At 65.4% G+C, this 25,134-nt stretch carries 25 protein-coding genes, 4 tRNA genes and 1 pseudogene; 12 read left to right on the forward strand and 18 right to left on the reverse strand.

Annotated features, from left to right (window positions below; genetic code table 11):
• Nucleotides 1-111: 111 nt before the first annotated feature.
• Nucleotides 112-336: pseudogene (locus AB0J29_RS16295) on the forward strand (MFS transporter); the annotation flags it as partial.
• Here AB0J29_RS16295 and AB0J29_RS16300 read toward each other — a convergent pair.
• The 11 genes from AB0J29_RS16300 to AB0J29_RS16350 form a co-directional block, all read right to left on the reverse strand.
• A complete protein-coding gene (locus AB0J29_RS16300; protein ID WP_364785841.1) occupies nt 326-877 on the reverse strand; it encodes an NADPH-dependent FMN reductase in 552 nt (183 codons plus the stop codon). The pseudogene AB0J29_RS16295 and the gene AB0J29_RS16300 overlap by 11 nt on opposite strands.
• 106 nt (nt 878-983) lie before the next feature.
• Nucleotides 984-1,697 (reverse strand): 50S ribosomal protein L1, encoded by a 714-nt coding sequence (gene rplA / locus AB0J29_RS16305; protein ID WP_364785844.1) that lies wholly within the window; start codon nt 1,695-1,697, stop codon nt 984-986.
• Between the two features lie 77 nt (nt 1,698-1,774).
• Nucleotides 1,775-2,209 (reverse strand): 50S ribosomal protein L11, encoded by a 435-nt coding sequence (gene rplK, locus AB0J29_RS16310; RefSeq protein ID WP_364493826.1) that lies wholly within the window; start codon nt 2,207-2,209, stop codon nt 1,775-1,777.
• A gap of 104 nt (nt 2,210-2,313) precedes the next feature.
• Nucleotides 2,314-3,093, reverse strand: coding sequence for a transcription termination/antitermination protein NusG (gene nusG, locus AB0J29_RS16315; RefSeq protein WP_364785920.1), 780 nt, complete (start codon nt 3,091-3,093; stop codon nt 2,314-2,316).
• Nucleotides 3,094-3,200: 107 nt separating this feature from the next.
• Nucleotides 3,201-3,587 (reverse strand): preprotein translocase subunit SecE, encoded by a 387-nt coding sequence (gene secE, locus AB0J29_RS16320; protein WP_364785847.1) that lies wholly within the window; start codon nt 3,585-3,587, stop codon nt 3,201-3,203.
• Between the two features lie 29 nt (nt 3,588-3,616).
• Nucleotides 3,617-3,689, reverse strand: a tRNA-Trp gene (locus AB0J29_RS16325).
• A gap of 232 nt (nt 3,690-3,921) precedes the next feature.
• Nucleotides 3,922-4,980: a fused (3R)-hydroxyacyl-ACP dehydratase subunits HadA/HadB gene (locus tag AB0J29_RS16330; RefSeq protein WP_364785923.1), complete on the reverse strand. Its 1,059-nt coding sequence runs from the start codon at nt 4,978-4,980 to the stop codon at nt 3,922-3,924.
• Between the two features lie 263 nt (nt 4,981-5,243).
• Entirely contained in the window at nt 5,244-5,414 is a 171-nt protein-coding gene (gene rpmG / locus AB0J29_RS16335) for a 50S ribosomal protein L33 (RefSeq protein ID WP_357429959.1), read from the reverse strand.
• A gap of 43 nt (nt 5,415-5,457) precedes the next feature.
• Nucleotides 5,458-5,533, reverse strand: a tRNA-Met gene (locus AB0J29_RS16340).
• Nucleotides 5,534-5,623: 90 nt separating this feature from the next.
• Nucleotides 5,624-5,696: transfer RNA gene (locus AB0J29_RS16345), tRNA-Thr, on the reverse strand.
• 143 nt (nt 5,697-5,839) lie between these two features.
• On the reverse strand, nt 5,840-6,331 hold the full coding sequence (locus tag AB0J29_RS16350) for a YajQ family cyclic di-GMP-binding protein (protein WP_364785850.1): 492 nt from the start codon (nt 6,329-6,331) through the stop codon (nt 5,840-5,842).
• A 205-nt stretch (nt 6,332-6,536) separates the two neighbouring features.
• Between AB0J29_RS16350 and AB0J29_RS16355 the strand changes: the two genes are divergently transcribed.
• Nucleotides 6,537-6,619: transfer RNA gene (locus tag AB0J29_RS16355), tRNA-Tyr, on the forward strand.
• A 53-nt stretch (nt 6,620-6,672) separates the two neighbouring features.
• On the opposite strand, the gene AB0J29_RS16360 is transcribed toward AB0J29_RS16355, so the two are convergent.
• Nucleotides 6,673-7,671, reverse strand: a complete 999-nt coding sequence (locus tag AB0J29_RS16360; protein ID WP_364785853.1) for a nitroreductase/quinone reductase family protein — start codon at nt 7,669-7,671, stop codon at nt 6,673-6,675.
• Between the two features lie 125 nt (nt 7,672-7,796).
• Here AB0J29_RS16360 and AB0J29_RS16365 point away from each other — a divergent pair, with 125 nt between their 5' ends.
• Entirely contained in the window at nt 7,797-8,261 is a 465-nt protein-coding gene (locus tag AB0J29_RS16365) for a helix-turn-helix domain-containing protein (protein ID WP_364785856.1), read from the forward strand.
• Nucleotides 8,262-8,298: 37 nt separating this feature from the next.
• Here AB0J29_RS16365 and htpX read toward each other — a convergent pair whose 3' ends face one another.
• Both htpX and AB0J29_RS16375 read right to left on the reverse strand, forming a co-directional pair.
• Nucleotides 8,299-9,174, reverse strand: coding sequence for a zinc metalloprotease HtpX (htpX, locus tag AB0J29_RS16370; RefSeq protein WP_364785859.1), 876 nt, complete (start codon nt 9,172-9,174; stop codon nt 8,299-8,301).
• Nucleotides 9,175-9,402: 228 nt separating this feature from the next.
• The gene (locus AB0J29_RS16375) at nt 9,403-10,425 is read right to left on the reverse strand and encodes a polyprenyl synthetase family protein (RefSeq protein ID WP_364785862.1); all 1,023 of its coding nucleotides are present in this window, start codon (nt 10,423-10,425) and stop codon (nt 9,403-9,405) included.
• A gap of 194 nt (nt 10,426-10,619) precedes the next feature.
• On the opposite strand from AB0J29_RS16375, the gene AB0J29_RS16380 reads away from it, so the two are divergent.
• The 3 genes from AB0J29_RS16380 (at nt 10,620) to AB0J29_RS16390 (ending at nt 12,830) form a co-directional block, all read left to right on the forward strand.
• Complete coding sequence (locus tag AB0J29_RS16380; protein ID WP_364785865.1) at nt 10,620-11,900, forward strand: geranylgeranyl reductase family protein; 1,281 nt, start codon at nt 10,620-10,622, stop codon at nt 11,898-11,900.
• Nucleotide 11,901: 1 nt separating this feature from the next.
• Complete coding sequence (locus AB0J29_RS16385; RefSeq protein WP_364785868.1) at nt 11,902-12,315, forward strand: AraC family transcriptional regulator; 414 nt, start codon at nt 11,902-11,904, stop codon at nt 12,313-12,315.
• Nucleotides 12,316-12,392: 77 nt separating this feature from the next.
• On the forward strand, nt 12,393-12,830 hold the full coding sequence (locus AB0J29_RS16390) for a VOC family protein (RefSeq protein WP_364785871.1): 438 nt from the start codon (nt 12,393-12,395) through the stop codon (nt 12,828-12,830).
• A 47-nt stretch (nt 12,831-12,877) separates the two neighbouring features.
• On the opposite strand, the gene AB0J29_RS16395 is transcribed toward AB0J29_RS16390, so the two are convergent.
• Nucleotides 12,878-13,384 (reverse strand): DUF2505 domain-containing protein, encoded by a 507-nt coding sequence (locus tag AB0J29_RS16395; RefSeq protein ID WP_364785874.1) that lies wholly within the window; start codon nt 13,382-13,384, stop codon nt 12,878-12,880.
• A 40-nt stretch (nt 13,385-13,424) separates the two neighbouring features.
• On the opposite strand from AB0J29_RS16395, the gene AB0J29_RS16400 reads away from it, so the two are divergent.
• The 4 genes from AB0J29_RS16400 to AB0J29_RS16415 all read left to right on the forward strand — a co-directional run bounded on the left by AB0J29_RS16400 (nt 13,425) and on the right by AB0J29_RS16415 (nt 20,311).
• On the forward strand, nt 13,425-13,907 hold the full coding sequence (locus AB0J29_RS16400; RefSeq protein WP_364785877.1) for a DUF3592 domain-containing protein: 483 nt from the start codon (nt 13,425-13,427) through the stop codon (nt 13,905-13,907).
• An 89-nt stretch (nt 13,908-13,996) separates the two neighbouring features.
• On the forward strand, nt 13,997-15,139 hold the full coding sequence (locus AB0J29_RS16405; protein ID WP_364785926.1) for a glycosyltransferase family 1 protein: 1,143 nt from the start codon (nt 13,997-13,999) through the stop codon (nt 15,137-15,139).
• 166 nt (nt 15,140-15,305) lie between these two features.
• Nucleotides 15,306-16,019, forward strand: coding sequence for a demethylmenaquinone methyltransferase (locus AB0J29_RS16410; RefSeq protein WP_364785880.1), 714 nt, complete (start codon nt 15,306-15,308; stop codon nt 16,017-16,019).
• A gap of 152 nt (nt 16,020-16,171) precedes the next feature.
• The gene (locus AB0J29_RS16415; RefSeq protein WP_364785883.1) at nt 16,172-20,311 is read left to right on the forward strand and encodes a bifunctional nitrate reductase/sulfite reductase flavoprotein subunit alpha; all 4,140 of its coding nucleotides are present in this window, start codon (nt 16,172-16,174) and stop codon (nt 20,309-20,311) included.
• A gap of 62 nt (nt 20,312-20,373) precedes the next feature.
• Here the strand turns inward: AB0J29_RS16415 and AB0J29_RS16420 are convergent, their stop codons facing one another.
• Nucleotides 20,374-21,408, reverse strand: a complete 1,035-nt coding sequence (locus AB0J29_RS16420; protein WP_364785886.1) for an aldo/keto reductase — start codon at nt 21,406-21,408, stop codon at nt 20,374-20,376.
• An 82-nt stretch (nt 21,409-21,490) separates the two neighbouring features.
• On the opposite strand from AB0J29_RS16420, the gene AB0J29_RS16425 reads away from it, so the two are divergent.
• On the forward strand, nt 21,491-22,114 hold the full coding sequence (locus AB0J29_RS16425; RefSeq protein WP_364785889.1) for a TetR/AcrR family transcriptional regulator C-terminal ligand-binding domain-containing protein: 624 nt from the start codon (nt 21,491-21,493) through the stop codon (nt 22,112-22,114).
• Here the strand turns inward: AB0J29_RS16425 and AB0J29_RS16430 are convergent, their stop codons facing one another.
• Complete coding sequence (locus AB0J29_RS16430; protein WP_364785892.1) at nt 22,115-22,264, reverse strand: hypothetical protein; 150 nt, start codon at nt 22,262-22,264, stop codon at nt 22,115-22,117. It lies immediately after the preceding gene.
• Between the two features lie 202 nt (nt 22,265-22,466).
• Here AB0J29_RS16430 and AB0J29_RS16435 point away from each other — a divergent pair, with 202 nt between their 5' ends.
• On the forward strand, nt 22,467-22,694 hold the full coding sequence (locus AB0J29_RS16435; RefSeq protein ID WP_364785895.1) for a hypothetical protein: 228 nt from the start codon (nt 22,467-22,469) through the stop codon (nt 22,692-22,694).
• A gap of 271 nt (nt 22,695-22,965) precedes the next feature.
• Here AB0J29_RS16435 and menD read toward each other — a convergent pair whose 3' ends face one another.
• Entirely contained in the window at nt 22,966-24,609 is a 1,644-nt protein-coding gene (menD, locus tag AB0J29_RS16440) for a 2-succinyl-5-enolpyruvyl-6-hydroxy-3-cyclohexene-1-carboxylic-acid synthase (protein ID WP_364785898.1), read from the reverse strand.
• Between the last annotated feature and the right edge of the window lie 525 nt (nt 24,610-25,134).

The raw sequence follows: 25,134 nt of genomic DNA on the forward strand, positions 1-25,134 counted from the left end.
TCCCCGGAACTTTGCCCGTCGTTAGTGCCACCAAACCAACGTCGCGAGCCAACGGCGATGCGGGAGTTGAGTTTTGGGCGTACCCGGTGAGTTACCCATGCGCGGCGCTTCATCGACCTAGCCGTCAGCTGCCGCGTGGAACTGCTGGTCGTCCTCGACAACACCATTGTGAATGTGGCCCTGCCCGCAACCGGAGTGGAACTGGCCAAGCGGTCATCGATGCGTACACCTGGACCTTCGCCGGCTTGTTGCTTGTCTTCGGCAATCTCGGCGACCGGCTACAGACGCCGTCGCGTCCTGATGATCGGCCTGGTCGACGTGGCCGTCACATCGATTCGCCCTCGGCAAGGTCGACCGCCTGACGGACCAGCAGGTCGAGAGCTGCCAGTGCGCGGGTACGGAATTCGGAAGTAGTGACCAGGCCGTTCGCATCGACCGCATCGCGTGCCACCGGCAGGCGGGCGCAGATTGCCGGGTCGACGATCGCGCCGACATACCCCAGCACCGTTGTCAGGGTCGCGGCCGCACCCTCGCCACGCCCCTGGGCGGCGACATTGAGGAAAGCGGTCGGCTTTTCATAGAGGTCGGCGGTCCCGACGGTCCAATCGAGCAGGTTCTTGAAGCTGCCGGGGAGCGTGCCCGCGTACTCGGGGGTGCAGAGCAGGACCGCGTCGGCGCGGGACATGTGTTCGCGCAATGCAATAACCGAGGGATGTCCGGTCCCATCGTCATCCGGGCTGAAAGCGGGTAGTTCGGATAGCCCGTCGTACCAGAAGGTTTCGATACCCTCCGGCGCGATCGCCGCAATAGTGCGGAGTGCGGCGGTATTCGTCGAAGCACTGCGCGTACTTCCGGAGATGAGCAGAACAGTGGTCACCTCAGCGGCAACCATCGCCGCGCCCGAATTAGTCCGGCAACCACTCGAAAAAGCAAAGGGCGGGAACGCGATTCGCGTTCCCGCCCTGGTGCTGGCGTGTTGCTACTTACGCATCCTCGTCGAGGAGGTTGCGGGTGCGGTTCGGGTCCACCGGGATGCCCGGTCCGGTGTTCGTCGAGACCGTCACCTTCTTGACGTAGCGGCCCTTGGCGGTCGACGGCTTGGCACGCAGGATCTCGTCCAGCGCGGCGCCGTAGTTCTCCACCAGCTTGGCATCATCGAAGGACGCCTTGCCGATGACGAAGTGCAGATTGGCCTGCTTGTCGACGCGGAAGTTGATCTTGCCGCCCTTGATGTCGTTGACGGCCTTGGTCACATCGTTGGTGACCGTGCCCGTCTTCGGGTTCGGCATCAGGCCGCGCGGGCCGAGGACACGCGCGATCCGGCCGACCTTGGCCATCTGGTCCGGCGTGGCGATCGCGGCGTCGAAGTCCAGCCAGCCGCCCTGGATCCGCTCGATCAGATCCTCGGCACCAACAGAATCCGCACCGGCGGCCTCGGCCTCGGCGGCCTTCTCGCCGGCCGCGAACACGATGACGCGGGCGGTCTTACCGGTGCCGTGTGGCAGGTTGACCGTGCCGCGGACCATCTGGTCGGCCTTACGGGGATCCACACCGAGACGAACGGCGACCTCGACTGTCGCGTCAGTCTTGGTGGTTGCGGTCTCCTTCGCCAGGCGCGCAGCGGCCAGCGGGGAGTAGAGCTGAGTGCGATCGACCTTCTCAGCCGCGGCGAGATACGCCTTGCTTCGTTTTGCCATGATTGTCTGTCCTTAATGTGGTTCAGAAGTGGTTATCGGGTCTGGCCGACCCTCCCACCGGGATTGCGAGCCGAAACTCAGGCCTCGACGGTGATACCCATCGAACGAGCGGTGCCCGCGATGATCTTGGCCGCCTGGTCGATGTCCTTGGCGTTCAGATCTTCCTGCTTGGTCTTGGCGATCTCCCGGACCTGGTCCATGGTGATCTTCGCGACCTTGGTCTTGTGTGGCTCGGCCGAGCCCTTCTGCACACCGGCGGCCTTGAGCAGCAGCTTGGCGGCGGGCGGGGTCTTCAGCTTGAAGTCGAAGGTCCGGTCCTCGTACACCGAGATCTCGACCGGAATGACGTTGCCGCGCTGCGACTCGGTCGCGGCGTTGTACGCCTTGCAGAACTCCATGATGTTGACGCCGTGCTGACCGAGCGCGGGGCCGACCGGAGGGGCCGGGTTCGCCTGGCCGGCCTGGATCTGAAGCTTGATGATCCCGGCGAGCTTCTTCTTCTTGGGGGGCATCTTTCTTTCCTAGGGTTTTGGTGTCCTTGCTCTTTGCAAGCCTGGTGAATCGACCCACCGGGCCGATTCATCCCGCAGTACCGGCCGGAGCCGAAACAGCGGAACTAGATCTTCGCGACCTGGGTGAATGCCAGCTCGACCGGAGTCTCGCGACCGAAGATCGACACGAGCACCTTGAGCTTCTGCTGCTCGGCATTGACCTCGGAGATGCTGGCGGGCAGCGTCGCGAACGGCCCGTCCATCACGGTCACCGACTCGCCGACCTCGAAGTCGACCTCGATGACCGGCTTGGGCGCGATATCGGCGGCGGTCGAAGCCGCGGCGGCGGCCTCGGCGGCCGGCTTCTTCTGCTGCTGCGCGGCCGGGACCAGGAACTTCACCACATCGTCGATGGAAAGCGGCGACGGCCGCGAGGTGGCGCCGACGAAACCGGTGACACCGGGGGTGTTGCGCACCGCGCCCCACGATTCGTCGTTGAGTTCCATCCGGACCAGGATGTAGCCGGGCAGCACCTTGCGGTTGACGTGCTTGCGTTGGCCGTTCTTGATCTCGGTGACCTCTTCGGTCGGCACTTCGACCTGGAAGATGTAATCCTCGAGGTCCAGGTTCTGCACGCGGGTCTCGAGGTTGGCCTTCACCTTGTTCTCGTAACCGGCGTACGAGTGGATCACATACCAATCACCAGGGGCGCGCCGCAGCGCGGCCTTCATCTCGGCGACCGGATCGGCGGGTTCGGCATCGACAGGAGCGGCCTCGACAACTTCGGCGTCAGCGGCGTCGGATTCGTCGACCACAGCTTCCTCGACGGCCACGGACTCCTCGACGGTCTGCACCGCGTCGTCGACCGGGAACTCGTCGGTTGTGTCGTTCTCCGGGGTGCTCACTGGGGCACTCGCTTCCTGTGTCGTCACGTACATCCTTTGCGTACCGGGCCGGGCGCGCTGTGTAACGCGCCGCCCCGGGGTCGGCTACCGGCGTCGGCGGCGATCAGCTAGCCGAACAGCCAGTTGACACCCTTGATGAACGCCAGATCCAACCCGCTGATGAACGCGACCATGAAGACCACGAACACCAGAACAACGCTCGTATAGGTGACCATCTGCTTCCGGTTGGGCCAGATCACCTTGCGCAGTTCCGCGACCACTTCGCGCAGGAACTTGATCAAACGCTTGAACGGGTTACCCGTCTTCTTGCGTTCGGCCCGATCGGTCTTCTTGGCTGCCTTGGTCGACGTCGGCCGATCGATCGTGGCGACCGAGCCCGAATCGGCATTGCGACTGCGCCGCGCGGACCTCTTACCGCTCGGCCGAGCCACCGCGGCGGTGTAGTCGTCCTCGGCCGCGTGCGCGCCGTGGCGAGTATCCCGCTCGTCGACCACGTCGATCCTTTCGTCGCTGGCATCCAGGGCAGGGGCGACAGGACTTGAACCTGCAACCTGCGGTTTTGGAGACCGCTGCTCTGCCAGTTGAGCTACGCCCCTTCGGTTGGACATTCGAGCCGTCCAACCACTGTTCATTATTCAGTTGTCGGTCTAACTATCCGGTGTCACACAACACGCGCGCTACCCCGGCAGATGCCGGCCCCGTCGGCGAATCCTTGCGGACTCACCTGGAACCAGCCCTTGCAGAGCAGCGCGCAGCGGCTGGTGACCCCAGAAATCTGAGTGTACGTTACCGCCCGCGGCATATGCCAATCAGGGTCAATCGACCAGGTCAGGCCAGCTGGACCGTCGCGGTGGCGCGTCCGAAGATCTTCTTGCCCGCCGACTTCGCCACGATGGCGACGACCGCGGTCCGGGTCTCCGGATCCACCGACTTCACCTTACCTGTGAACTCGACCTCGGCAGGCGCCTCGGAGCCGACGTAGACCGGACTGGTGAAGCGGACGTTGTACTCCTTGACCGCGCCCGGATCGCCGAGCCAGGAGGTGAGGAAACCGCCGCCGAGACCCATGGTGAGCATGCCGTGCGCGACCACGTTGTCCAGACCGACCAGCTTGACGACTTCGTCACTCCAGTGGATCGGATTCGCGTCGCCGGAGACGCCCGCGTAGTTCACCAGATCACCGCGGGTCAGCCGGACGGTGCGCGGGGGCAGCTCGTCGCCGACGGCGACGTCGGCGAAGTTGATCGCGTGCTTGCTCGGCACGATCGCGGGCGCCGGCACCGCGGGCACGTCGGTGCCGGCCCCGGTGCGCGGGTGGTGATTGGGGGCGTCCTCACCGATGCCGTGCATGAGCACATTGCGGACCGCGTCCTGCAGGTTCGGATCGATATCGCCGCCGCTGCGCCCGATCAGCGTGGTGTAGGTGATGAGCACCACTTCGTCGTTCTGCGCGGTGACGACATTCTTGGTGACGATGATGTCGCCGCCGAAGGCCTGCCGGAACGAGTGCAGGTAGACATCGCAGACCAGCCGGTCACCAACCTTGATGGGCCGGTGGAATTCCAGAATCTGATCGGTCTGCATGATCTGGCTCAGGTCGTAGCCCGTGACGATCTGCTCGAAGAGTTTGCGCTGGGCCAGAATTCCGACCAGGGAGATGAAGGTGAGCGGGGCGAGCAGGCCGTCGTAGCCGTATTCCTGCGCGGCGTCCTCATCCCAGTGCAACGGGTGGTAATCCTGCACGGCGCGGGCGTATTCACGCACCTTCTCGCGGCCGACCTCGTAGTAGTCGTCGACGCGGTAGTGATGACCGACCATCGCCGCGGCATGCGCCGCGGGGTCGAGTTCTTCGTCCGTTGCGACCGCTTCGTCTATACCGGTGTTGATTGTCACGGGAGGACTGTACCTATCTGACCCCGAGCCCCGGAGTCGACGGAGCGTTCACGACCGCGCCTCGCTAGCGCTCGGCTCCGTCATGCCCACTTGGCGGCTGTGTCGATCGGTTACTCGCTTCGCGCGCAACGTCCACCGCACTCGAGTCGTAAAACACGTCAGGGCCGGACATATGTCCGGCCCTCGCAAGTGTCACGACCCGATAGTCCGGGATGAACCCGGAAGTCAATCAACGCGGCAGCGGCACGCGTGGTGGACTAGCGGGATTCGCGGTGCGCCCGGTGGGTACCGCAGTTCGAGCAGAACTTCTTCAGCTCCAGCCGATCCGGGTCGTTACGCCGGTTCTTCTTGGTGATGTAGTTGCGGTGCTTGCACTGCTCGCAGGCCAAGGTGATCTTTGGCCGGACATCGGTGGACTTCGCGGCCACGACATTCCTTCTTTCGGGTCAACCAGATGGTCTGATCGGTTTCTGGTAGCGATGGCCGGACTTGAACCGGCGACACAACGATTATGAGTCGTTTGCTCTACCGACTGAGCTACACCGCCATGGCGTCGCATTGCTTGGTGATGCCGCGCCCGGCCCCACAGAGTGGAAGTTGTAGCGATGCCGAGTCGGTCACCACCGGCAATCCGGCGAGCCCCCTAACGGAATCGAACCGTTGACCTTTTCCTTACCATGGAAACGCTCTGCCGACTGAGCTAAGGGGGCATGACTAGCTCCGCACCGTAACCTACATTCCGGACTCCGGCGCGGCGAAGTCTTGAACGAGGTTACACACTCACCGGTCGCACCTCCAAACCGTGTGGTCAGAGCGGTTTTTGCGGCCGCACACGCGGCGGCCGCCACAACATCTACCGGTAATTCACGAACTGCAGTGCGATACCGAAGTCGTCCCCCTTCAGCAATGCGATCACGGCCTGCAAATCGTCGCGCTTCTTACTGGAGACGCGTAGTTCGTCGCCCTGGATCTGCGCCTTGACGCCCTTCGGCCCCTCATCGCGGATCTTCTTGGAAATTTTCTTCGCATGCTCGGCGTCGATGCCCTGCACCAGCGTGCCGGTGATTTTGTAGGACTTGCCGGAGGCCGCGGGCTCGCCGGCATCGAAGGCCTTGAGCGAGATATCGCGACGAATCAGCTTTTCCTTGAACACCTCGAGCGCGGCCTTGACCCGCTCCTCAGCCTCGGCACTGAGCACGATCTTGTCCTCACCGGACCATTCGATACTCGCGCCGGTGCCACGGAAGTCGTAGCGGGTGTTCAACTCCTTCTCCGCCTGATGCAGCGCGTTGTCGACCTCCTGCCGGTCGACCTTGCTGACAACGTCGAAAGACGAATCGGCCACACTTCGCTCCTGTCCTGGCGGTCCAACGGGTCTGGGCAGACCCTTTCCGGCGACCTGCAAACAGTCGCTACGGGCCGGTTGTTCCGGTCACCGTCAGTTCTACCCCGGAGGGCGACCGTAGTCCTGTCGCATGGCCGATGGCCAGCCGGTTTGCATTATGGGTGCGGGTTCGTTGTAAGCTGCTCAGCGCGCCGAGAAGCGCGACGGCAGGTTGCCCGAGCGGCCAATGGGAGCAGACTGTAAATCTGTCGGTGAAAGCCTACGTAGGTTCGAATCCTACACCTGCCACCGAAGGCCCCCGTCGATCATGATCGACGGGGGTTTCTCATTTCTCCTGGGATTCACCGCTGTCGCAGTGTTGCCGGGTCGGTCGCATTCAAGGTGGCCACGAGTTCGTCCTCTTCGTAGCTGAAATGGGTTTCCAATTCATTGGCGAGACGATCGAATTCGGTTCGCAAACGGACCGGTTCGGCAGTGCTCAACAGTTGCTGCAAATCAGCGAGGGCAGCGGCGACCACACCGTGCTCACGTTGGAGCCGCTCGACCACCGGAGCCAATTCCGGATGCTGGCGGGCCAACGCCGGGAATACACCGTCCTCATTGGTGTGATGCTCATGCAGCGCACCACAGAACGCGACACAGTGACTACGCAGATCCATTGGCAGGCTTGGGATTTCACCCCCCTCCCGGAACTGGTCGAGTTGCGTGCGAACCCTCGCGAGATCGCGACGCAATTGCTCGTGCACGGTCCGCAGATGGTCGCCGATGGCAGCGGCGCGCGGCGGCGCCTGCCGCGTATCCGCATCACCCGAGCCGACGACCGCCGCGGAAACGCCAGCCACCGCGGTCGCGGCGACAGCCGCGCCGACGATGACGCCGCGGCGGCCGATCGCGGATCGCCGTTCCCGAGACAGCGCGATCACCGGTATGACTCGCGAGGTTCCCGCTTGATATGCGGCGAATGCCGGATCGCGTTCGGCCTGCTCGACGTAGCACCGATCGCGCTCGGCGCCCGCGAGCACGGTTGCGGTCGCCCGGAAAGTCTCGACGCCATCCGCTTCGCCGAGTTCCACGGTGACGGTCGGATTCCTGTTCACGTTGTAGTACCAGGCCGGGTGAGCGTCGGAGCCACCGTTCGAGCCGAAGACCAGCAGACGATCCCCGTCTCGGTAATAGACGACCGGCGTGGTGTGTTCCCGCCCGCTTTTCGCGCCGACCGTGGTCAGCAGGATGAGCAGCAGCCCTTCGAACATCCCGCCGACCCGCCCCGCGTTCGCACGGAACTCCTCGATGATCGCCGCATTGAAATCTGCCGCCGTGGTCGGCTGTGCATCCGTCATGTCCTGTGCCCTTCCGGATCGTCGGGCGGACCGGCGACCGCTGGTATTAGCCTTGCGAGAGAGATCAGTTTTTGCTTTGCAAGCAAAAATACTTTGTAAGCAAAGGCTATTTGGAGGTACAGGAGATGTCAACGGCTGCGCGTGGCATCGGGGTGGATGCGAGCATTCGGAGTTTGCTGCTACTCATGCCGCGGGTGGTGGGGCGAGCCAAGAAAATGCGTGTTCCCGACGAGCTGCAATCGTTTTCGCTTGCGCCGCGACATCTGTCACTGCTCGCGAATCTGGTGTTCGAAGGACCGATGACGGTGAACGAGCTGGCCGCGCGGCTGGAGGTGGCGCCGACGACCGTCAGCCTGATGGTGGGTGACCTGAGCCGTCAAGGCGTGCTGGAGCGGCGCTCGGACGAGACGGACCGCCGTCGCACGATTGTCGCAATCGCGGCGGCGCACGAGAAGTCGGTCAACGCCTGGCTCGGTGGCAGTGCGCGGGCATGGCGGAAGGTGCTCGAGCCGTTGAGTGCCGCGCAGCGGCAGATGTTCGTGGAGACGCTACGGGCCTACGAGCACGAACTCGCGGCCGAGCACGATTGAACGCCGGTGGGATCGGTGACCAGCGTCCGGTCTCCGATCAGTAGTTGCGGTGCCCGCCCGCCATCTCCTCGAGACGGGCGATGCGATCGGCCATCGGGGGGTGGGTGGAAAACAAGCGCGCCGCACGCTCACCGGCCCGGAACGGGTTGGCGATCATCAGGTGCGACTGGGCCGTCAGCTGCGGCTCCGGGGGCAGCGGGGCGGCCTGTACCCCACGCTCCAGCTTGCGCAGCGCCGAGGCCAAGGCGAGCGGGTCGCCGGTCAGTTCGGCGCCGGACTGATCGGCTTGATATTCGCGGGAGCGGGAGACGGCCAATTTGACCAGGGTCGCGGCGATCGGGCCGAGCAGCGTCACCAGGATCACGCCGAGGATATTGGGGCCCTCGCCATCGCGGTTACCGCCGAACATCGAGGCGAAAAAGGCCAGGTTGGCCAGGCCGGAGATGACCGCAGCCAGTGCGCCGGCGATCGAAGAGATCAGAATGTCGCGGTTATAGACATGCGATAGCTCATGGCCGAGTACGGCGCGCAGTTCGCGCTCGTCGAGGATCTGCAGGATGCCGCTGGTGCAACAGACCGCGGCATGGCGTGGATTGCGCCCGGTCGCGAAGGCATTGGGGGCATTGGTCGGGCTGATATAAAGCCGCGGCATCGGCTGACGCGCCGCGGTCGCGAGCTCGCGCACGATGCGGTAGATGACCGGAGCCTCCAACTCGCTGACCGGCTGCGCGTGCATGGCTTTGAGCGCGATCTTGTCGCTGTAGAAATAGGCGTAGGCATTCATGCCGACCGCCAGCAGGATCGCCAGGAAGAGAATCGTCGGGCTGCGGAACATCGCCCCGGCGAACACGATCAAGGCCGAGAGGCCGACCATGAGCCCGAACGTCTTCAGCCCATTCGCATAACCGTGCATATCCGCCTCTCCGCGTATTCAGGCCAGACAAGTCAGGCCGCGAGACTTGATCACAGGTCCTGCGTCGAGTGCCTACTCAGGCCTTGGGTGTACCCGGTGAGTTACCCGTGTGCTCACGAAATCAGCTGTCGCGTTGCCACGATCTCACCGAATGCATTACACCTGGTCAACGCCAAGGTCTGCGCAAAGGTTCCTGATCGAAATGTGAGCTTGCCAGCTCTGTGCTGCCTAGCCGACGCGTTCGATGGTGTAGCGGACGAGGCGCTCCAGGGCATCGTTGGCCGGGCCCGACGGCAGCGCGGACAGTTCCGCGTGCGCGATATCCGCGTAGCCCTGCAACTTCTCCTTGGCCAGCACCATGCCGCGGGAGTTGGCGAGCAGCGACAGCGCCTCCGCCACCTCGTCGTCGGTCTGCAGCGGGTGGGCGAGCAGTTTGCGCAGGCGGTCGCCCTCGGCGCCCTCATCGCGCAGCGCGTACAGCACCGGCAGGGTGTGCACGCCCTCGCGCAGGTCGGTGCCCGGCGTTTTACCGGACTGTTCGGCCGCCGAGGAGATGTCGATGATGTCGTCGGAGATCTGGAAGGCGGTGCCGACCGCATCGCCGAGCCGGGCCAGCCGCTCGACATGTTCGGCATCGGCGCCGGAGAAGGAGCCGCCGAAACGTCCGGCGGCGGCGATCAGCGAGCCGGTCTTCTCCCAGACCACGCGCAGGTAATGCTCCACCGGATCCTGGGATTCGCGCGCACCCATGGTTTCCCGCATCTGACCGGTGACCAGTTCGGCGAAGGTTTCGGCGATGATCCGCACCGCGTCGGGCCCCAGGGTCGAGGTGAGTCGGGACGCGTGCGCGAACAGATAGTCGCCGGCGAGGATGGCAATGCTGTTGCCCCAGCGCGAATTCACACTCGGGGCGCCGCGGCGCATGGGGGCCTCGTCCATGACGTCGTCGTGGTAGAGGGTCGCCAGGTGCACCAGCTCGATCACGGTGCCCGCGGTGATCAGCGCCGGATCGGTGGGGCGCGGACCGAGCTGGCCGGTGAGGATGGTGAACAGCGGGCGGAATCGCTTACCCCCGGCCTTGGCCAGATGTAGCGCCGCCTCCTGTAGGAACAGCGCGCCATCGGACAGCTCATCGATCAGGAGTTTTTCGACATCGATGAGGCCATTGCGCACGGTCTCCGCGAGCTCGGTGTCACCGAGATCGACTCCGGCCACCACCGTGCTTTCATCACTCACAGCCGATGTACTCATCTCTTCTCCCAGCGGTGCGTCCGACCCCACGGTAGAGAACCTAGCGTGTCCCTGCCGCGCGGCCCATGAACAACGTCACTATGCGGTGTATCAGACACTGTCGCATATCGTCTTTCGACCGCATCGATCGCATGGTCTGCGACGCGAGCAGGCTCCATCGACACGAACGGAATGCTCCTGCAAGTATTGAGCGCATGGGTTCACCGGATGTCACCCCCGCGGACGGGGACGGGGAGACGCAGCGCGCGATTCCCACACAGACCGAAGTACTCGTGGTCGGCGCCGGGCCGGCCGGTTCGGCCGCCGCCGCTTGGGCCGCGCGGGCCGGGCGCGATGTCCTACTCATCGATTCCGCAGTCTTCCCACGTGACAAGACCTGCGGCGATGGACTCACCCCGCGCGCGACCGCCGAATTGGAGCATCTCGGGCTCGGCGAGTGGCTGCGCGCGCACACCGTGAACCGCGGCCTGCGGCTGTCGGGTTTCGGTCGCGAGGCCGTGCTGCCGTGGCCGGGCGGTTCCTTCCCGAGGTATGGAAGTGCCGTTCCCCGAGCCGAACTCGACGACAAGCTGCGTGAGACAGCGGTGACGTCCGGGGCCCGGATGCTGGATGGCACGAAAGTGATCGATGTCATCCGCGAGGGTGATCGCGTCACCGGTGTGACGGCGCAGACGGCGAACGGCACCCATTCCATCGGATGCGAGACGCTCGTCGTCGCCGACGGTGTCCGTTCCCCGATCGGCAAACTGCTCGGACGCATCTGGCATCGCCGGTACGCCTATGGCACCGCGGCCCGCGCCTATATCACCTCCGCGCGCAGCGACGACCAGTGGATCACCTCGCATCTGGAGCTGCGCAATGCCGACGGCGCGTTGGTGCCCGGCTACGGCTGGGTGTTCCCGCTGGGCAATGGCGAGGTGAATATCGGTGTCGGCTCGTTGGCCACCGAGCGGCGGCCGTCACATGTCGCACTGAAACCGCTGCTCGAGCACTACATCTCGCTGCGCCGCGACGAGTGGCAGTTCGAGGGTTCGCCGCGGGCGGTCGCCTCCGCACTGCTGCCGATGGGTGGGGCGGTATCGAATATCGCGGGGCGCAATTGGGTGTTGATCGGCGACGCTGCGGGCTGTGTGAATCCGCTCAACGGCGAGGGCATCGATTACGGACTGGAAGGCGGGCACATGCTCGCCGGGCTGCTGGACGAACCGGATCTCACGACGGTGTGGCCGGAGCTCTTGCGTACCCGCTACGGGCGGACGTTCTCGGTGGCGCGGCGGATCGCCGGACTTGCGACCCACCCGCGGACAGTGCCGTTGGGCGGGCCGCCGGTGATGCGGTCGAAGTATCTGCAGCACACCGCGGTTCGGGTAATGGGCAATCTGGTCACCGACGAGGATCTGGATCTGACGGCCAGGGCCTGGCGGGCCGCGGGCCGGGCGTCCTATCGCTTCGACGAACTCGCACCCTTCACCTGAGATGGCCGGATTGCCCGCGCTCTATCTGCTTCCGCATCTGCGGCGAGCCCGCGATCTCGCGGACCGGAGCTATGCCGAGCCGTTGAATCTGGACGAATTATCCGCTGCCGCAGGGGTTTCGAAGTATCACTTCCTACGCGCGTTCGCGGCCGTATACGGCGTGACGCCCGCGGCATATCTGGCCGAGCGGCGGATCGAGCGGGCACAGGATTATCTGCGGTCGACCAATCTCACCGTGACCGAGGTCTGCATGCTGGTCGGGTACAGCAGTCTCGGGTCGTTCAGCAGTAAGTTCCGGCAGTTGGTCGGGGTGACGCCATCGGAGTATCAGGCCAAATTCGCCGATGGCGCGCCGCGTATCCCGGGCTGTTATGTGTTCATGCACGGGCTCTCGGATCGCAAGCCGCGTAGCTGAGTCGCTCGGCTCAGCGGTTCGCACAGCTCAGCAATTTCGGAGAAGCGTCCAGGTCGCACGTTTCCTAGCCTTTGAGCATGACTATTACGAATGTCTCGCTGGTCACCGTGCACGTCACCGACCAGGACGCGGCCAAGCAGTGGTACACAGAAAAGCTGGGGTTCGTGGAGCGCAGCGATGTGATGATGGGCGACAACGGATTCCGCTGGGTCAGCATCGCACACCCCGACCACCCCGAACTCGAAGTCACCCTGATGATTCCGGGACCGCCGCTGGATGAGAATCTCGCCGACGCCATCCGCCGGGCCCTGGCCAATGGCACCAACGGCGCGCTCGGCCTGAAAACCGACGACTGCCAGAAGACTTTCGAGGAATTGACCGCCAAGGGCGTGGAGTTCATTCAGCCGCCCGCCGAACGCCCCTATGGCACCGAGGCGATCATCCGGGACAACTCCGGCAACTGGCTGGTGCTGGTGGAGCCGAAGGAATTCACTCCGGAGGATTTCGCCGGATAGTCGACGAGCCGCTACGCCCCGGCTTTCGCCGGGGCGTAGCGGACGAGTCAGGCACTGGCCTGCGCGGCGACCCACTCCTCGATATGTTTGCGCTCGCTCTTGAGCACCCGCTGGTGCAGCTGCTCGGCGAGCGGTTCGATGGCACCGCCGACCAGCGGAACCTTGACATGTATGGTGCCGGCCACCTCGATCTCCGAACCCTCGACAGTCGGACGCAGCTCATAGGTGCCCGACATTTCGCTGCTGATGCCGCCGGTGGCACCCTCGAATGTGCCCTTCGCGATTTCGCCGTCCAATGCCTGCCAATTATCGGTACGCGAGAGCACCAATTCGCTCTCGAGTACTTTGCTCACGATGCCGGGAACCTTGTCATCGCTTGCCTTTTCGGTCATATGGATGCGGATGGTGTCCGCGCCCTGCGGATGCGAAAGGTCGAGCTCGGCGGTCTCCGCACCCGCGAACCGCGACAGCCAGACGTCATCGTTGGTGAGTGCCCGGTGAAGATCTTCGACCGGGACGGTGTAGGGCACGGTGAAGCTGAATTTTCGGGACATGCGCGCACACGGTATCGGAGGCGACAAGTAGCCTGTTGTGGTGTCGGAAACCAGCCAGTCTGAAAGGCGTTCGAACCGCCTGCGGCGGGCCAGGATCGGGGTACTGACGGCGGCCGTCTTCCTCAGCGCCCTTGTCGTGCTGCTGGTGCTCGCCGCCTGGCGCAACGACTATGTGATCAGCTCCGACAAGGGTGTGACCTCCGCCGAGGTGCTTTCGGCCGGGCGGCTGCGCTCGGCGGTCATCTATGTCACACCAGACGGGAAGACACATAATCCGAAGGTCGGAGTGCTGTATCCGACCAACCTCACCGCGGGTGAGCGGATCAATGTGGAGTACAGCCGCAAGGATCCGGATCTGGTCCGGGTGGCCGGGCGGGATGTGCGGGTCGCGATTCAGCCCGCGCTGTCGGTGATTCTGGTGGTATGGGCGGTCGCGCTGCCCACGGTGTGGCTGCTGCTGCGGGCCCAGCGTCGCACGCCGGGACCCGTGGACGAACCCCGCGCGGCGGCCGGCTCCGCCTGAGTCGAGCAGCCCTGACAGTTCGCCGGATCTTTGCGTATCGGTCATTTCGACGTGACGGCGTGGCGCGTTGCGCGGGTCAATCTGGGATGGTGCGAGTAGCCATCGTTTCGGAGTCGTTCCTGCCGAATATGAACGGCGTCGTCAATTCCGTCCTCCGGGTGCTGGACCACCTGGAACAGCACGGGCACGAGGCGCTGGTGATCGCGCCGGATACGCCGCACGGGCTGCCCGCCGCCGCGCGGTCCTATGGCCGGTTCCCCGTGCATCGGGTACCAGCGGTCATGGTGCCGAAGGTCAGCTCACTGCCGGTGGGCCTGCCACAACCCGGAATCACCGCCGCGATCGACGAATTCGATGCCGATGTGGTGCATTTGGCCTCACCCTTCCTGCTCGGCGCGGGTGGTCTCGGCGCGGCGATGCGGTTGGATCTGCCAACGGTCGCGATCTATCAGACCGATGTGGCCGGATTCGCGAAGAGCTATGGGCTCGGTTTGGCCAGTCGGGCGGCCTGGGCTTGGACGCGACGGATTCACGAGGGCGCGACACGGACGCTGGCACCGTCGCGCGCGGCTGCCGAGGATCTGGCACGGCACGGCATTGCGCGGGTGCACCGCTGGGGTCGCGGGGTCGATATCGGCCGGTTCACGCCGTCGGCGAAGCGGCCGGAGCTACGGGCCTCCTGGTTGCGCGGGCAGGACAAACTGCTGGTGGGGTTTGTCGGGCGGCTGGCCCCGGAGAAGCATGTGGAGCGGCTCGCGGTGCTGGCGAATGATCCGGCGATCCAGCTGGTGATCGTCGGGGATGGGCCGGTCCGGGCCCGGTTGGCGCGGATGATGCCGACCGCGATCTTCACCGGTGAGCTCGGCGGTGACGAACTGGCGCAGGCGTACGCGAGTCTGGATGTGATGGTGCACCCGGGCGAGCACGAGACGTTCTGTCAGGGTGTGCAGGAGGCGCTGGCCGCCGGGGTCCCGGTGATCGGGCCGGATGCCGGCGGACCGCGCGATCTGATCGCGCACTGCCGTAACGGTTATCTACTGCCGGTGGATCGCTTCGCCGAGCTGCTGCCCAGTGCGGTTGCGGCGCTCCGTGATCCGGTCTTGCGGGCGCGTTTCGCCGCGGCTGCCCGCAAGTCCGTGTTGCACCGGACCTGGCCCGCCATCTGCACCGAATTGCTCGGCCACTACGCCGACGTCACGGGGATTCGGACCCAGTTGCCGCATACCGCGTGATCCGCTTTCGCGTGTGAGTTTCGCGACCTGGCGACAACCGATTCCGGCCAGGTGACACGGTGTGACCACGGAGAATTCAGACACGCCCGATGGTGGGGCAGATTGTCTGGGTCAGTCCGGCGCGGGAGTCTCGCCCCGTATATGTTGTACGCGGTAGGTTCGGGGCGTGGCGAAAACAGAGCAGCGGGAACCGGTTCGGGCTTCGCTGGACAAGCAGCCGCACGAGGTCGCGTCGATGTTCGACGGGGTCGCGAAGCGGTACGACCTGACCAACACGGTCATCTCCTTGGGACAAGACCGATATTGGCGCTGGGCGGTGCGCAAGGCTGTGGCGCCGCGGCCGGGTGAGCGGGTGCTCGACCTCGCCGCGGGCACCGGCATTTCGACACTGGACCTGGCGAAATCCGGTGCCTGGTGCCTGGCGGCCGACTTCTCCCAGGGCATGCTCGCCGCGGGCAAATCCCGCAATGTGCCGAAGGTGGCCGCCGATGCGACCGCACTGCCCTTCGCCGACAATTCGTTCGACGCGGTGACCATCTCCTACGGCCTGCGCAATATCTCCGAAACCGATGCCGCACTGCGCGAAATGCTGCGGGTCACCAAGCCGGGCGGGCGAATGGTGATCTGCGAGTTCTCCACGCCGATTCTGCCGATCTTCAGCACCATCTATCTGGAGTACCTGATGAAGGCGCTGCCGAAGGTCGCGGTGGCGGTCAGCAGTAATCCGGATGCCTACGTCTACCTGGCGGAATCCATCCGGGCCTGGCCGAATCAGCGGCAGTTGGCGCTGCGGATCGCCGATGCAGGCTGGTCATCGGTGAAATGGCGCAACCTGACCGGCGGCATCGTCGCACTGCACCGCGCTGACAAATTGGGCTGAGGCGCCGAATCGGGCTGAGCACCTGGACATCGGCATATTTTCGTGGCGCACGGCACACCTCACCGGGAGATTTCCCCGCGGTGCGGTCAATTGTCATCTGTCGATAACGTCGGGTAAATCGGCCGCAATCGGCGGTGCGCATGATCGGTGCCATGACCGATGCAGGCACCGATCGCGCGGGCACCGTAAGAACGGCATGCTCATACTGCGGCGTCGGCTGCGGCATCGTCGTCGAAACCAGCGCGGGTGCCGACGGTGCGCCGGTCATCGCCAAGGTGCGCGGTGACACATTGCATCCGGCGAATGCGGGCCGGCTGTGCACCAAGGGCGCGACCCACCAGGAGTTGATGGCGGCGCCGGGGCGGATGGAGACCGCGTACCGGCGCCCCGAGCGCGGTCAGGTGCCGGTACCCATGCCCGTCGACGAGGCGGTGCACGAGGTGGCCACCCGGCTGCGCACGATCCTGGATGCACACGGACCGGACGCGATCGCGCTGTACGTCTCCGGGCAGATGTCACTGGAGGCGCAGTACCTGGCGACCAAATTGGCCAAGGGATATCTGCGGACCAAACACATCGAGGCCAATTCCCGGCTGTGCATGGCCAGCGCCGGGACCGGCTACAAGCAGTCGCTCGGCGCGGACGGACCGCCCGGCTCCTATGACGACTTCGAACACTCCGATCTGTTCTTCGTGATCGGCGCGAATATGGCCGACTGCCATCCGATCCTCTCGCTGCGCATGATCGACCGGGTCAAGGCGGGGGCGAAGCTGATCGTGGTGGATCCGCGCCGCACCGATACCGCGGCGCGGGCCGATCTGTTCCTGCAGATCGCGCCGGGTACCGATCTCGCCCTGCTCAACGGACTACTGCACCTGCTCGTCGAAAACGGTGCTATCGACGCGAACTTCATTGCCGAACACACCGAGGGCTGGGCGGCAATGCCCGAATTCCTCGCTGACTATCCGCCGGATAAGGTCGCCGCCATCACCGGCCTGGCCGCGGGCGATATCCGCACGGCCGCACGCTGGATCGCGGAAGCCGGGGCATGGATGTCGCTGTGGACCATGGGACTCAACCAGTCCACCCACGGCACCTGGAACACCAACGCGCTCTGCAACCTGCACCTCGCCACCGGAGCCATCTGTCGGCCGGGCAGCGGGCCGTTCTCGCTGACCGGTCAGCCGAATGCCATGGGCGGGCGCGAAATGGGCTATATGGGGCCGGGTTTGCCCGGACAGCGCAGCCTGCTCTCCCCCACCGACCGTGACTTCGTGGAGACCGCTTGGGGTGTCGAGCCGGGCACGCTGCGCACCGCGGCCGGACCCGGCACCATCGAGATGTTTCGCGAGCTGTCCGCGGGGCAGATCAAGGCGGCCTGGATCATCTGCACCAATCCCGTTGCCACCGTTGCCAATCGGAAGACGGTCATCGGCGGGCTGGAGGCGGCCGAGCTGATCGTCGTGCAGGACGCCTACACCGACACGGCCACCAACTCCTACGCCGACATACTGCTGCCCGCCACGCTGTGGGCCGAGGCCGATGCGGTGATGGTGAATTCGGAGCGCAATGTCACGTTGCTGCAGCGCTCGACGGATCCGATCGGCGATGCCCGCCCGGACTGGCTGCTCATCGCGCAGATAGCCACCGCGATGGGCTTCGCGGCTTTCGAATATTCCTCCAGTGCGGAGGTTTTCGACGAGATCAAGCTGTTCGCCAACGCGGCCACCGGATACGACCTGCGTGGGATGAGTTACGAGCGGTTACGCGAGGGACCGATGCAGTGGCCGTGCGCCGAGCCCGACCGTGCACGCAATCCGATCCGATACCTGAACGACGGTGTCAGCCAGGAACTTTTCGTCGACGATGCCGGACACCAGCCTCGGCTGGCCTTCGCGACACCGAGCCGTCGCGCGGTGTTCTGGCCGCGCCCGCATCTGGCGCCGGACGAAATGCCCGACGACGACTTCCCGTTCATGCTCAATACCGGCCGGTTGCAACATCAGTGGCACACCATGACCAAGACCGGCAAGATCGACAAGCTGACCAAGTTGACCGGGCAGCCGTTCGTCGAGGTGCATCCCGAGGATGTCGAGCGGCTCGGGGTGCAGGCGGGCGATCAGCTCGAAATCGCCTCGCGGCGGGGGCGAGCGGTGCTGCCGGTGCAGATCAGCGACCGGGTGCGGCCCGGTGATTGCTTCGCGCCCTTCCATTGGAATGACGAGCAGGGCGAATATCTGACGATCAATGCCGTGACCAATGACGCGGTGGATCCGGACTCGTTGCAGCCCGAATTCAAGGCGTGCGCGGTGTCGTTGCGGCGGGTCGCGGTGCTGCCCGAAGCGTCGGAGAAACCGCACCCGCTGGCAGTCATGCTCGGGCTCGATGCGGGCACGCCACCGACGCTGAGTGCGACCGAACGGATCTATCTCGCCGGATATCTCTCGGCGCTGCAATCCATTCCGGTGACGGGGCAACCGGTGCTGCCCGAATCCGCACCACTGGCCGAGAACAGTCGATTGTGGATCGATGGACTGTTAGCCGGTATGTATTCGCGCAGTGCGGCAACAACATCCGCGCCCGCCGACAATGTTCCCGACGAACCATCGGCCCATCCCATCACGGTGCTGTGGGCCTCACAGACCGGCACCGCCGCGGAGTTCGCGGCGACCACGGCCGCGCGCCTGGCCGAATCCGGTTTCGCGCCGCGACTGATCGACATGGACTCGTGCGAACTCCACGAGCTCACCGGCGATGTGCTGGTGATCAGCAGCACCTTCGGCGACGGCGGCCCGCCGGATAACGGCACCGACTTCTGGGAACGACTGGACGACAGCGTAATCCGGCTGACCGGCATGCGGTACGCGGTATTCGCGCTCGGCGACTCCTGCTATGACGACTTCTGCGGCCACGGTCGCAAACTGGACGTGAAACTGACCGAGCGCGGGGCCACCCGCCTGCTCGCGCGCGTCGACAGTGAACCCGATGACGAGGAAGCGGCGGCGCGCTGGCTCGACGAAGTACTCGCCGCACTCGACAGCGGCGCGCCCGAGGCGAGTTGTTCCGGTCCCGGCGGAACTCGGCTGCCCGAGCGGCGCACCGGCGCCACAATGGTGCTGACCCGCACCGCACCGGCCGTCGGGACCCAGACCGCCGCAGCGGCATCGTTCACCCGCAACGCCCCGGTGACCGCACCGCTCGTGCGCAATGAACCGCTGTCACATATCGGATCGCCGAAGGAAGTGCGCCAGTTCGGCTTCGACCTGCGTGGGCTGAAAGCGGGCTACGAGGTCGGCGATTCGCTCGGGGTCTGGCCGACGAACACCGATTCGATGGTGTCCGAATGGCTTGGGGCGACCGGGTTGGCCGGCCATCGGATCATCGAGCTCGACAACCAGGAATTGCCGCTGGCCCAGGCGCTGCGGACCCGCTACGACATCACCAAGATCAGCCATGATCTGCTCGCCTTCATCGCCGAACGCAATCCCGACAACCGGCTCGCGAAACTGCTGCGCCGCGATAATCGCAATGAACTCGACAACTACCTATGGGACCGGCAGGCCGTCGATGTGCTCCGCGATTTCCCGGTGCGCGCCGATCTCGTCGAATGGGTCGGCACACTGAAAAAGCTACAGCCGCGCCAGTATTCGATTTCGTCGAGTCCGCTGGTCAGTCCCGACGAGGTGCAGATCACCGTGGGTGTCGTCCGATACGGCGATCCGGCCGCGACCGGATCCGCCGCGCGGCGCGGCGGGGTGTGCTCGACCTTCCTCGCCGACACCACCGAATCCGCGGTACCGATCTTTCTGCAGCGCGCACCGCATTTCCGACCGCCGCTGGACCCGAGCACCCCGATGATCATGGTCGGCCCCGGCACCGGCATCGCGCCCTTCCGTGGCTTCCTACTGGAACGCCGTGCCCTCGCCTGCGGCGGCCGTAACTGGTTGTTCTTCGGCGATCAGCATGCCGCCCAGAACTTCTACTACCGAGCGGAATTGGAGGATATGTTCCGCTCGGGCTTCCTCACCCGCCTCGATCTGGCCTTCTCCCGCGACCAGCGCGAGCGGATCTACGTGCAGCACCGGATGATCGAGCACGGTGCCGAGCTGTGGTCCTGGCTACGCGACGGCGCGCACTTCTATGTGTGCGGTGATGCCACACGCATGGCCAAGGATGTCGACGACACCCTGCTGGCCATTGCCAGGATCCACGGCAAGCTCGACGAAAACGGGGCGCTGGCGTTCCGGAAGCAGTTGGTCGCCGAGCAGCGGTACGTTCGCGACGTGTACTGAAGGGGCTGGCTCAATTGCTCAGTCCGGTCGGGATGGGCGAAGAACGGTGTGGCCGATCGGACTCACACCGCAGGAGCACTCAGCCGAGCAAAATCCGGCAACCGGTAGTACGGATAGTAGGGATACGCCGGGGTGGTCGCGCTGGCTCGGTCGAGGCGGGCGATCTGGTCGGCATCGAGTTCCCAGCCGACCGCGCCCAGGTTCTGGCGCAGTTGCTCCGCATTGCGTGCGCCGACGATGACAGTCGACACCGTTGGACGACGCAACAGCCAGTTGAGCGCGATCTGCGGGACGGTCTTACCCGTCTCGGCGGCGAGTTCGTCGAGGACGTCGACCACGTCGTAGAGCTTCTCGTCATCGACCGGCGGACCCGCCGCCGCGGTCTGGTGCAGGCGGCTGCCTTCCGGAAGTGGTTGGCCGCGACGGATTTTCCCGGTCAGCCTGCCCCAACCGAGCGGGCTCCACACCACCGCACCGACGCCCTGATCCTGGCCGAGCGGCATAAGCTCCCATTCGTAGTCGCGCCCGACGAGTGAGTAGTAGACCTGGTGTGCGACATAACGGGTCAGGCCGTACCGGTCCGCCGCGGCGAGGGATTTCATCAGCTGCCAACCCGCGAAGTTGGAGGCGCCGAGGTAGCGGATCTTGCCCGCACGCACCAGATCGTCCAGTGCCGCAAGAACTTCCTCGACCGGAGTGTGCGCGTCGAAGGCGTGCAATTGAAATAGGTCGATGTGGTCGGTGCCGAGCCGGCCCAGCGAACCCTCCACCGCCTTGATCAAGCGCGAACGGCCGGAACCCGCGTCGAACGGGCCGGGACCGGTCGGCAGGCTCGCCTTGGTGGACAGCAGCAGTTGATCGCGTCTGCCCTTGATCGCCGCACCGAGCACCTCCTCGGAGGCGCCATCGGAATAGACATCGGCCGTATCGAACATGGTGACGCCCGCTTCCAGGCTGATATCGACCAATCGGCGCGCCTGCTCCGCATCGGTATCGCCCCACGCGCTGAACAGTTCGCCCCGCCCGCCGAAGGTGCCCGCGCCGAAGCTCAGCGCCGGGACGAGCAGACCTGATGCGCCGAGCCGCCGGTACTCCATACTGACTCCTAAAGGGTCTATAGTTCCGTTAACGATTCGAACCATACACCCGCTGGGTCATAAATGAAACTGGAGTTCCGTTATGGAGTTCGACAATGCCGTCCCCGGCTCGGTTCGCCCCGGTGGGCGCACCGCCCGCGTGCGCGAGGCCGTGCTGCAGGCGGCGGGCGATCTGCTCGCCGAGCGCGGTTTCGCACACCTGGATCTGACCGAGGTCGCGGCGCGTGCCGAGGTCGGCAAGACCACGGCCTACCGACGCTGGCGCAACTCCACCGGACTGGTCGCCGACCTACTGGTCGATATGGCCGAACATTCGCTGCCCCACGCGGATACCGGCTCTCTGCTCGGCGATCTCACCGCCAACGCCCGCCTGGTCGCCAAAACCCTCACCGACCCCCGCCAAGGCAAACTCTTCCAAGCCGTCATCGCGGCCGCCACGTGCGATGAAACCGCCGCGACCGCGCTGCGCCGCTTCTATGACATCCGCCTCACCGAATGGACCCCCTGCATCGACGCCGCCATCGCCCGCGGCGAAGTTCCCGCAGACACCGACGCCCGCGCTGTCCTCACCGCCGTCTCGGCCCCGCTGTATTACCGCGTCCTCGCCAGCGGCGACCCGATCGATGACGCAGTCGCTCGCACCGCCGCAGCGGCCGCCACCCGAGCCGCCGCAGCGGGCATCTTCACGAAAACCGGCCGCGGGTGATCAGCGAGCCCACGCGGGGTCGCGCCCGGCGAGTCCGAGGATGCGGTCCAACGGTCGGGCGGTATCGGCGATTCGGATGGCGGGGCCGAAAATACCCGGGCTGCCTTCGGGCGGTGTGTCCCTGAGGAATTCGAGCAGGATGGTCAGCACGTTGGCGCTCGTCGAATTCCCGGCGAATGGTTCGGGTCCGATCGATGCGAGTAGCAGGTGGGTTGCCGCGCGGCCCGACTAGGAGCATTCTCATCAGTGTTGGACTGTTGTCCGCCTGTGCTGTGTGATTCCACAGCAACGGGTATTCACTCGATGGAGCACCGGATGCCAGCCGGAAAGCCTGCGCGGAGAGGAGTGAACGATGACTGAACCCAGCACGTCCCGCACTCTGGACGAGGTCCCGGAAGGCGACTTCGTCGAGCAGTCCGTCGCCGCCTACCCGGATCCGGCGTACCCCGATGACACCGCCGAACGCGATCTCGCGGAGGCGGTCGATCGAGACGCCTTCCGCGCCAATCCGGCCGATATCGTCGAACAGTCGATCCCGGTGCCGCTCGATGACGATCGCGATGCCGAGCCCGGGTACTGATCCGCCTCGGTCGCGGCAAGGGCTCGCAAGCAGCTGAAAGTAAGGCAGCAGCGATCACACGCTGGCCGGGAGTCGACGCTAGTCAGTGGCGTCCGAGCCGTGCGATCTGGGCGATTCCGCCACAGCGACCGAAAGGGGAGCGCGCAGAGCCGATCTCAGCTCACGCCTGCGCCTCGCTGACGCTCGCTCACGCCTGCGCCTCGCTGACGCTCGGCTCCACCATGACCGAGCGATGCTCGGCTGTGCCTATGGTTCACTCGCTGACGCTCGCTCACTGAGCGATCTTGGCCCGCACCCTCGCGTGCAACTCGCGCAGACTGGAGCGCTCGGTCGCCACCTCCAGCACCCGCAACCCGTGCGCATGTCCGGCCAACTCGGCCGCCAACTGCACGGTATCGACCTGCTTGTGCGGAATCCGATAGGCGGCACACAGCGCGGCCAGATCCATCCCGTGCGGCGTACCGAAGACCCGCTCGAAAACACCGGCGTACTGCGGATCACCCTGTTCCAGGAGTTCGAAGATGCCGCCGCCGTCGTCATTGGCCACCACGATGGTCAGATCGGCGGGGCGGGGTTCACCGCGGCCGATGAGCAGGCCGGAGGCGTCGTGCAGGAAGGTGAGGTCACCGATCAGCGCGATGGTACGACCGGTGTGGTGCAGTGCCGCGCCGACGGCTGTGGAAACGGTGCCGTCGATACCGGCCACACCGCGATTGGACAGCACCCGGACACCGGGCCGCGGATGTGAGACCAGGGCCGCGTCGCGCACCGGATTGGATGCGCCGAGCAGCAGCTGATCGCCCTCGCGCAGCGCGTCCATCACCACCGCGGCGACATGCAGCCCGGTCGGCTTCGGATGGTTGGCCAGTTCCGCGCGGACGACCTGATCGGCCTTCGTATCGAGTTCGCGACAGTACGCGAGCCACTCCGCACTCGGCGTCCCCGTGGTCACCGCCCTGGTTCCGGTGCCGACCACATTGCCGGAGACATCGGGCCAACGTGGACCGGTGGTGAGCGCATAGACGGTGACGGCCGGATCGGCCAGCACCTTCGCGACCTGACGATGCAGCGTCGGCCGCCCGGTAATGATCGCCTGCCGCGGCTTCAGCAGCGGCAAGGCCAGTGGATGCAGGGGCGGACCGTGCATCGGCGCCGTGGGTTCGGCCACCGTCGGCAGCGCGGCCAGTTCCGGCCGCAATCCGGCACCGTGGCCGGAGATGACGACCGTATCGGGCGTCAGGTCGAGGTCTAGCGGCACATCGAGCGTCGCGTACCGGGTGCTCGTCCACGCCTCGCCACCGGGACGGCCCTGGGGCGCCCACTCATCCGGCGTGTGATCCGGCACCAGCGGCTCGCGCAGCGGAATATCGAAGTGCACCGGCCCGGCATTGCCGGAACGAGTGCCACGGGACGCGGCGAGTACCCGGCAGACGGCCGAACGCCACTGGCTGTTCTGGTGTCCGTAGGGCAGGCCGTCATCGGAACCCGACTCCTCCTCGGCGAGTCCGAGGCTGATCGAAGCCCGCACCTGGCTACCGAACAGCCCGAACTGTTCGACAGTCTGATTGGCGCCGGAACCGAGCATCTCGTAGGGCCGATTGGCGCTCAGCACCACCAGCGGCATCCGGGCGTAGTTCGCCTCCAGCACCGCGGGGCCGAGATTCGCGACGGCGGTCCCCGAGGTCATCACCACCGGCACCGGCTGTCCACTGGCGATGGCGAGTCCGATGGCCAGGAAGCCCGCGGTGCGCTCGTCGATGCGCATATGCAGGCGCAGTCGGCCCGCCGTATCGGCCTCTTGCAGTGCGAATGCCAGGGGCGCGTTTCTCGACCCCGGACAGAGAACGACATCCCGCACACCCCCGCGCGCGAGTTCGTCAACGACCACGTGCGCCTGTGCTGTAGACGGATTCACGTCTCCAGCCTCTCAGACAGTTGCTTCGCTGTCTTCGTCACCCCGCTCACAAAACATGTGTTCGATGGGGATTTCGCCGCCCGCGTCCACCACCGGACGCGGGCGGCTGGCATGCGCCGCAGATCGATAAATCCGCATCAGCACAGCGAATCGATTTGCGGTGCAACGTTACCGCCCGAGTCACCCACCACAGAGCGAGTCTAACGAGCGACCTTCGCGGCCGTCTCGCGTCCGAGTTCGCCGAAGCGCACACACCACACGCGCGAACGTCAGGCGCCGAACGCCCCACCCTCAACGACCACCACGAAGCGAGTCTTACGAGCGACCGTTTGCGACCCGTCTCACAGCCAAGTCATCGAAGCGCGCACACCACACGCGCGAACGTCAGGTGCCGAACGCCCCACCCTCAACGACCACCACGAAGCGAGTCTTACGAGCGACCGTTCGCGGCCCGTCTCGCGTCCGAGTCGTCGAAGCGCATGCGCCGAAGGCGCGAGTCTCGACGACTCGGTCGACGCCGATGCT

This window comes from Nocardia sp. NPDC049707 (genome assembly GCF_040674855.1).
Classification (GTDB): domain Bacteria; phylum Actinomycetota; class Actinomycetes; order Mycobacteriales; family Mycobacteriaceae; genus Nocardia.

Bases quoted from the DNA above. Each gene is read 5' to 3' on its own strand.
- AB0J29_RS16435 (WP_364785895.1), top strand. From the start codon at position 22,467: ATGACTGAACCCAGCACGTCCCGCACTCTGGACGAGGTCCCGGAAGGC.
- AB0J29_RS16420 (WP_364785886.1), bottom strand. From the start codon at position 21,408: ATGGAGTACCGGCGGCTCGGCGCATCAGGTCTGCTCGTCCCGGCGCTG.
- AB0J29_RS16395 (WP_364785874.1), bottom strand. From the start codon at position 13,384: ATGTCCCGAAAATTCAGCTTCACCGTGCCCTACACCGTCCCGGTCGAA.
- rplA (WP_364785844.1), bottom strand. From the start codon at position 1,697: ATGGCAAAACGAAGCAAGGCGTATCTCGCCGCGGCTGAGAAGGTCGAT.
- AB0J29_RS16415 (WP_364785883.1), top strand. From the start codon at position 16,172: ATGACCGATGCAGGCACCGATCGCGCGGGCACCGTAAGAACGGCATGC.
- AB0J29_RS16380 (WP_364785865.1), top strand. From the start codon at position 10,620: ATGGGTTCACCGGATGTCACCCCCGCGGACGGGGACGGGGAGACGCAG.
- AB0J29_RS16365 (WP_364785856.1), top strand. From the start codon at position 7,797: ATGTCAACGGCTGCGCGTGGCATCGGGGTGGATGCGAGCATTCGGAGT.
- AB0J29_RS16425 (WP_364785889.1), top strand. From the start codon at position 21,491: ATGGAGTTCGACAATGCCGTCCCCGGCTCGGTTCGCCCCGGTGGGCGC.
- AB0J29_RS16360 (WP_364785853.1), bottom strand. From the start codon at position 7,671: ATGACGGATGCACAGCCGACCACGGCGGCAGATTTCAATGCGGCGATC.
- AB0J29_RS16375 (WP_364785862.1), bottom strand. From the start codon at position 10,425: ATGAGTACATCGGCTGTGAGTGATGAAAGCACGGTGGTGGCCGGAGTC.
- rplK (WP_364493826.1), bottom strand. From the start codon at position 2,209: ATGCCCCCCAAGAAGAAGAAGCTCGCCGGGATCATCAAGCTTCAGATC.
- htpX (WP_364785859.1), bottom strand. From the start codon at position 9,174: ATGCACGGTTATGCGAATGGGCTGAAGACGTTCGGGCTCATGGTCGGC.
- AB0J29_RS16385 (WP_364785868.1), top strand. From the start codon at position 11,902: ATGGCCGGATTGCCCGCGCTCTATCTGCTTCCGCATCTGCGGCGAGCC.
- AB0J29_RS16390 (WP_364785871.1), top strand. From the start codon at position 12,393: ATGACTATTACGAATGTCTCGCTGGTCACCGTGCACGTCACCGACCAG.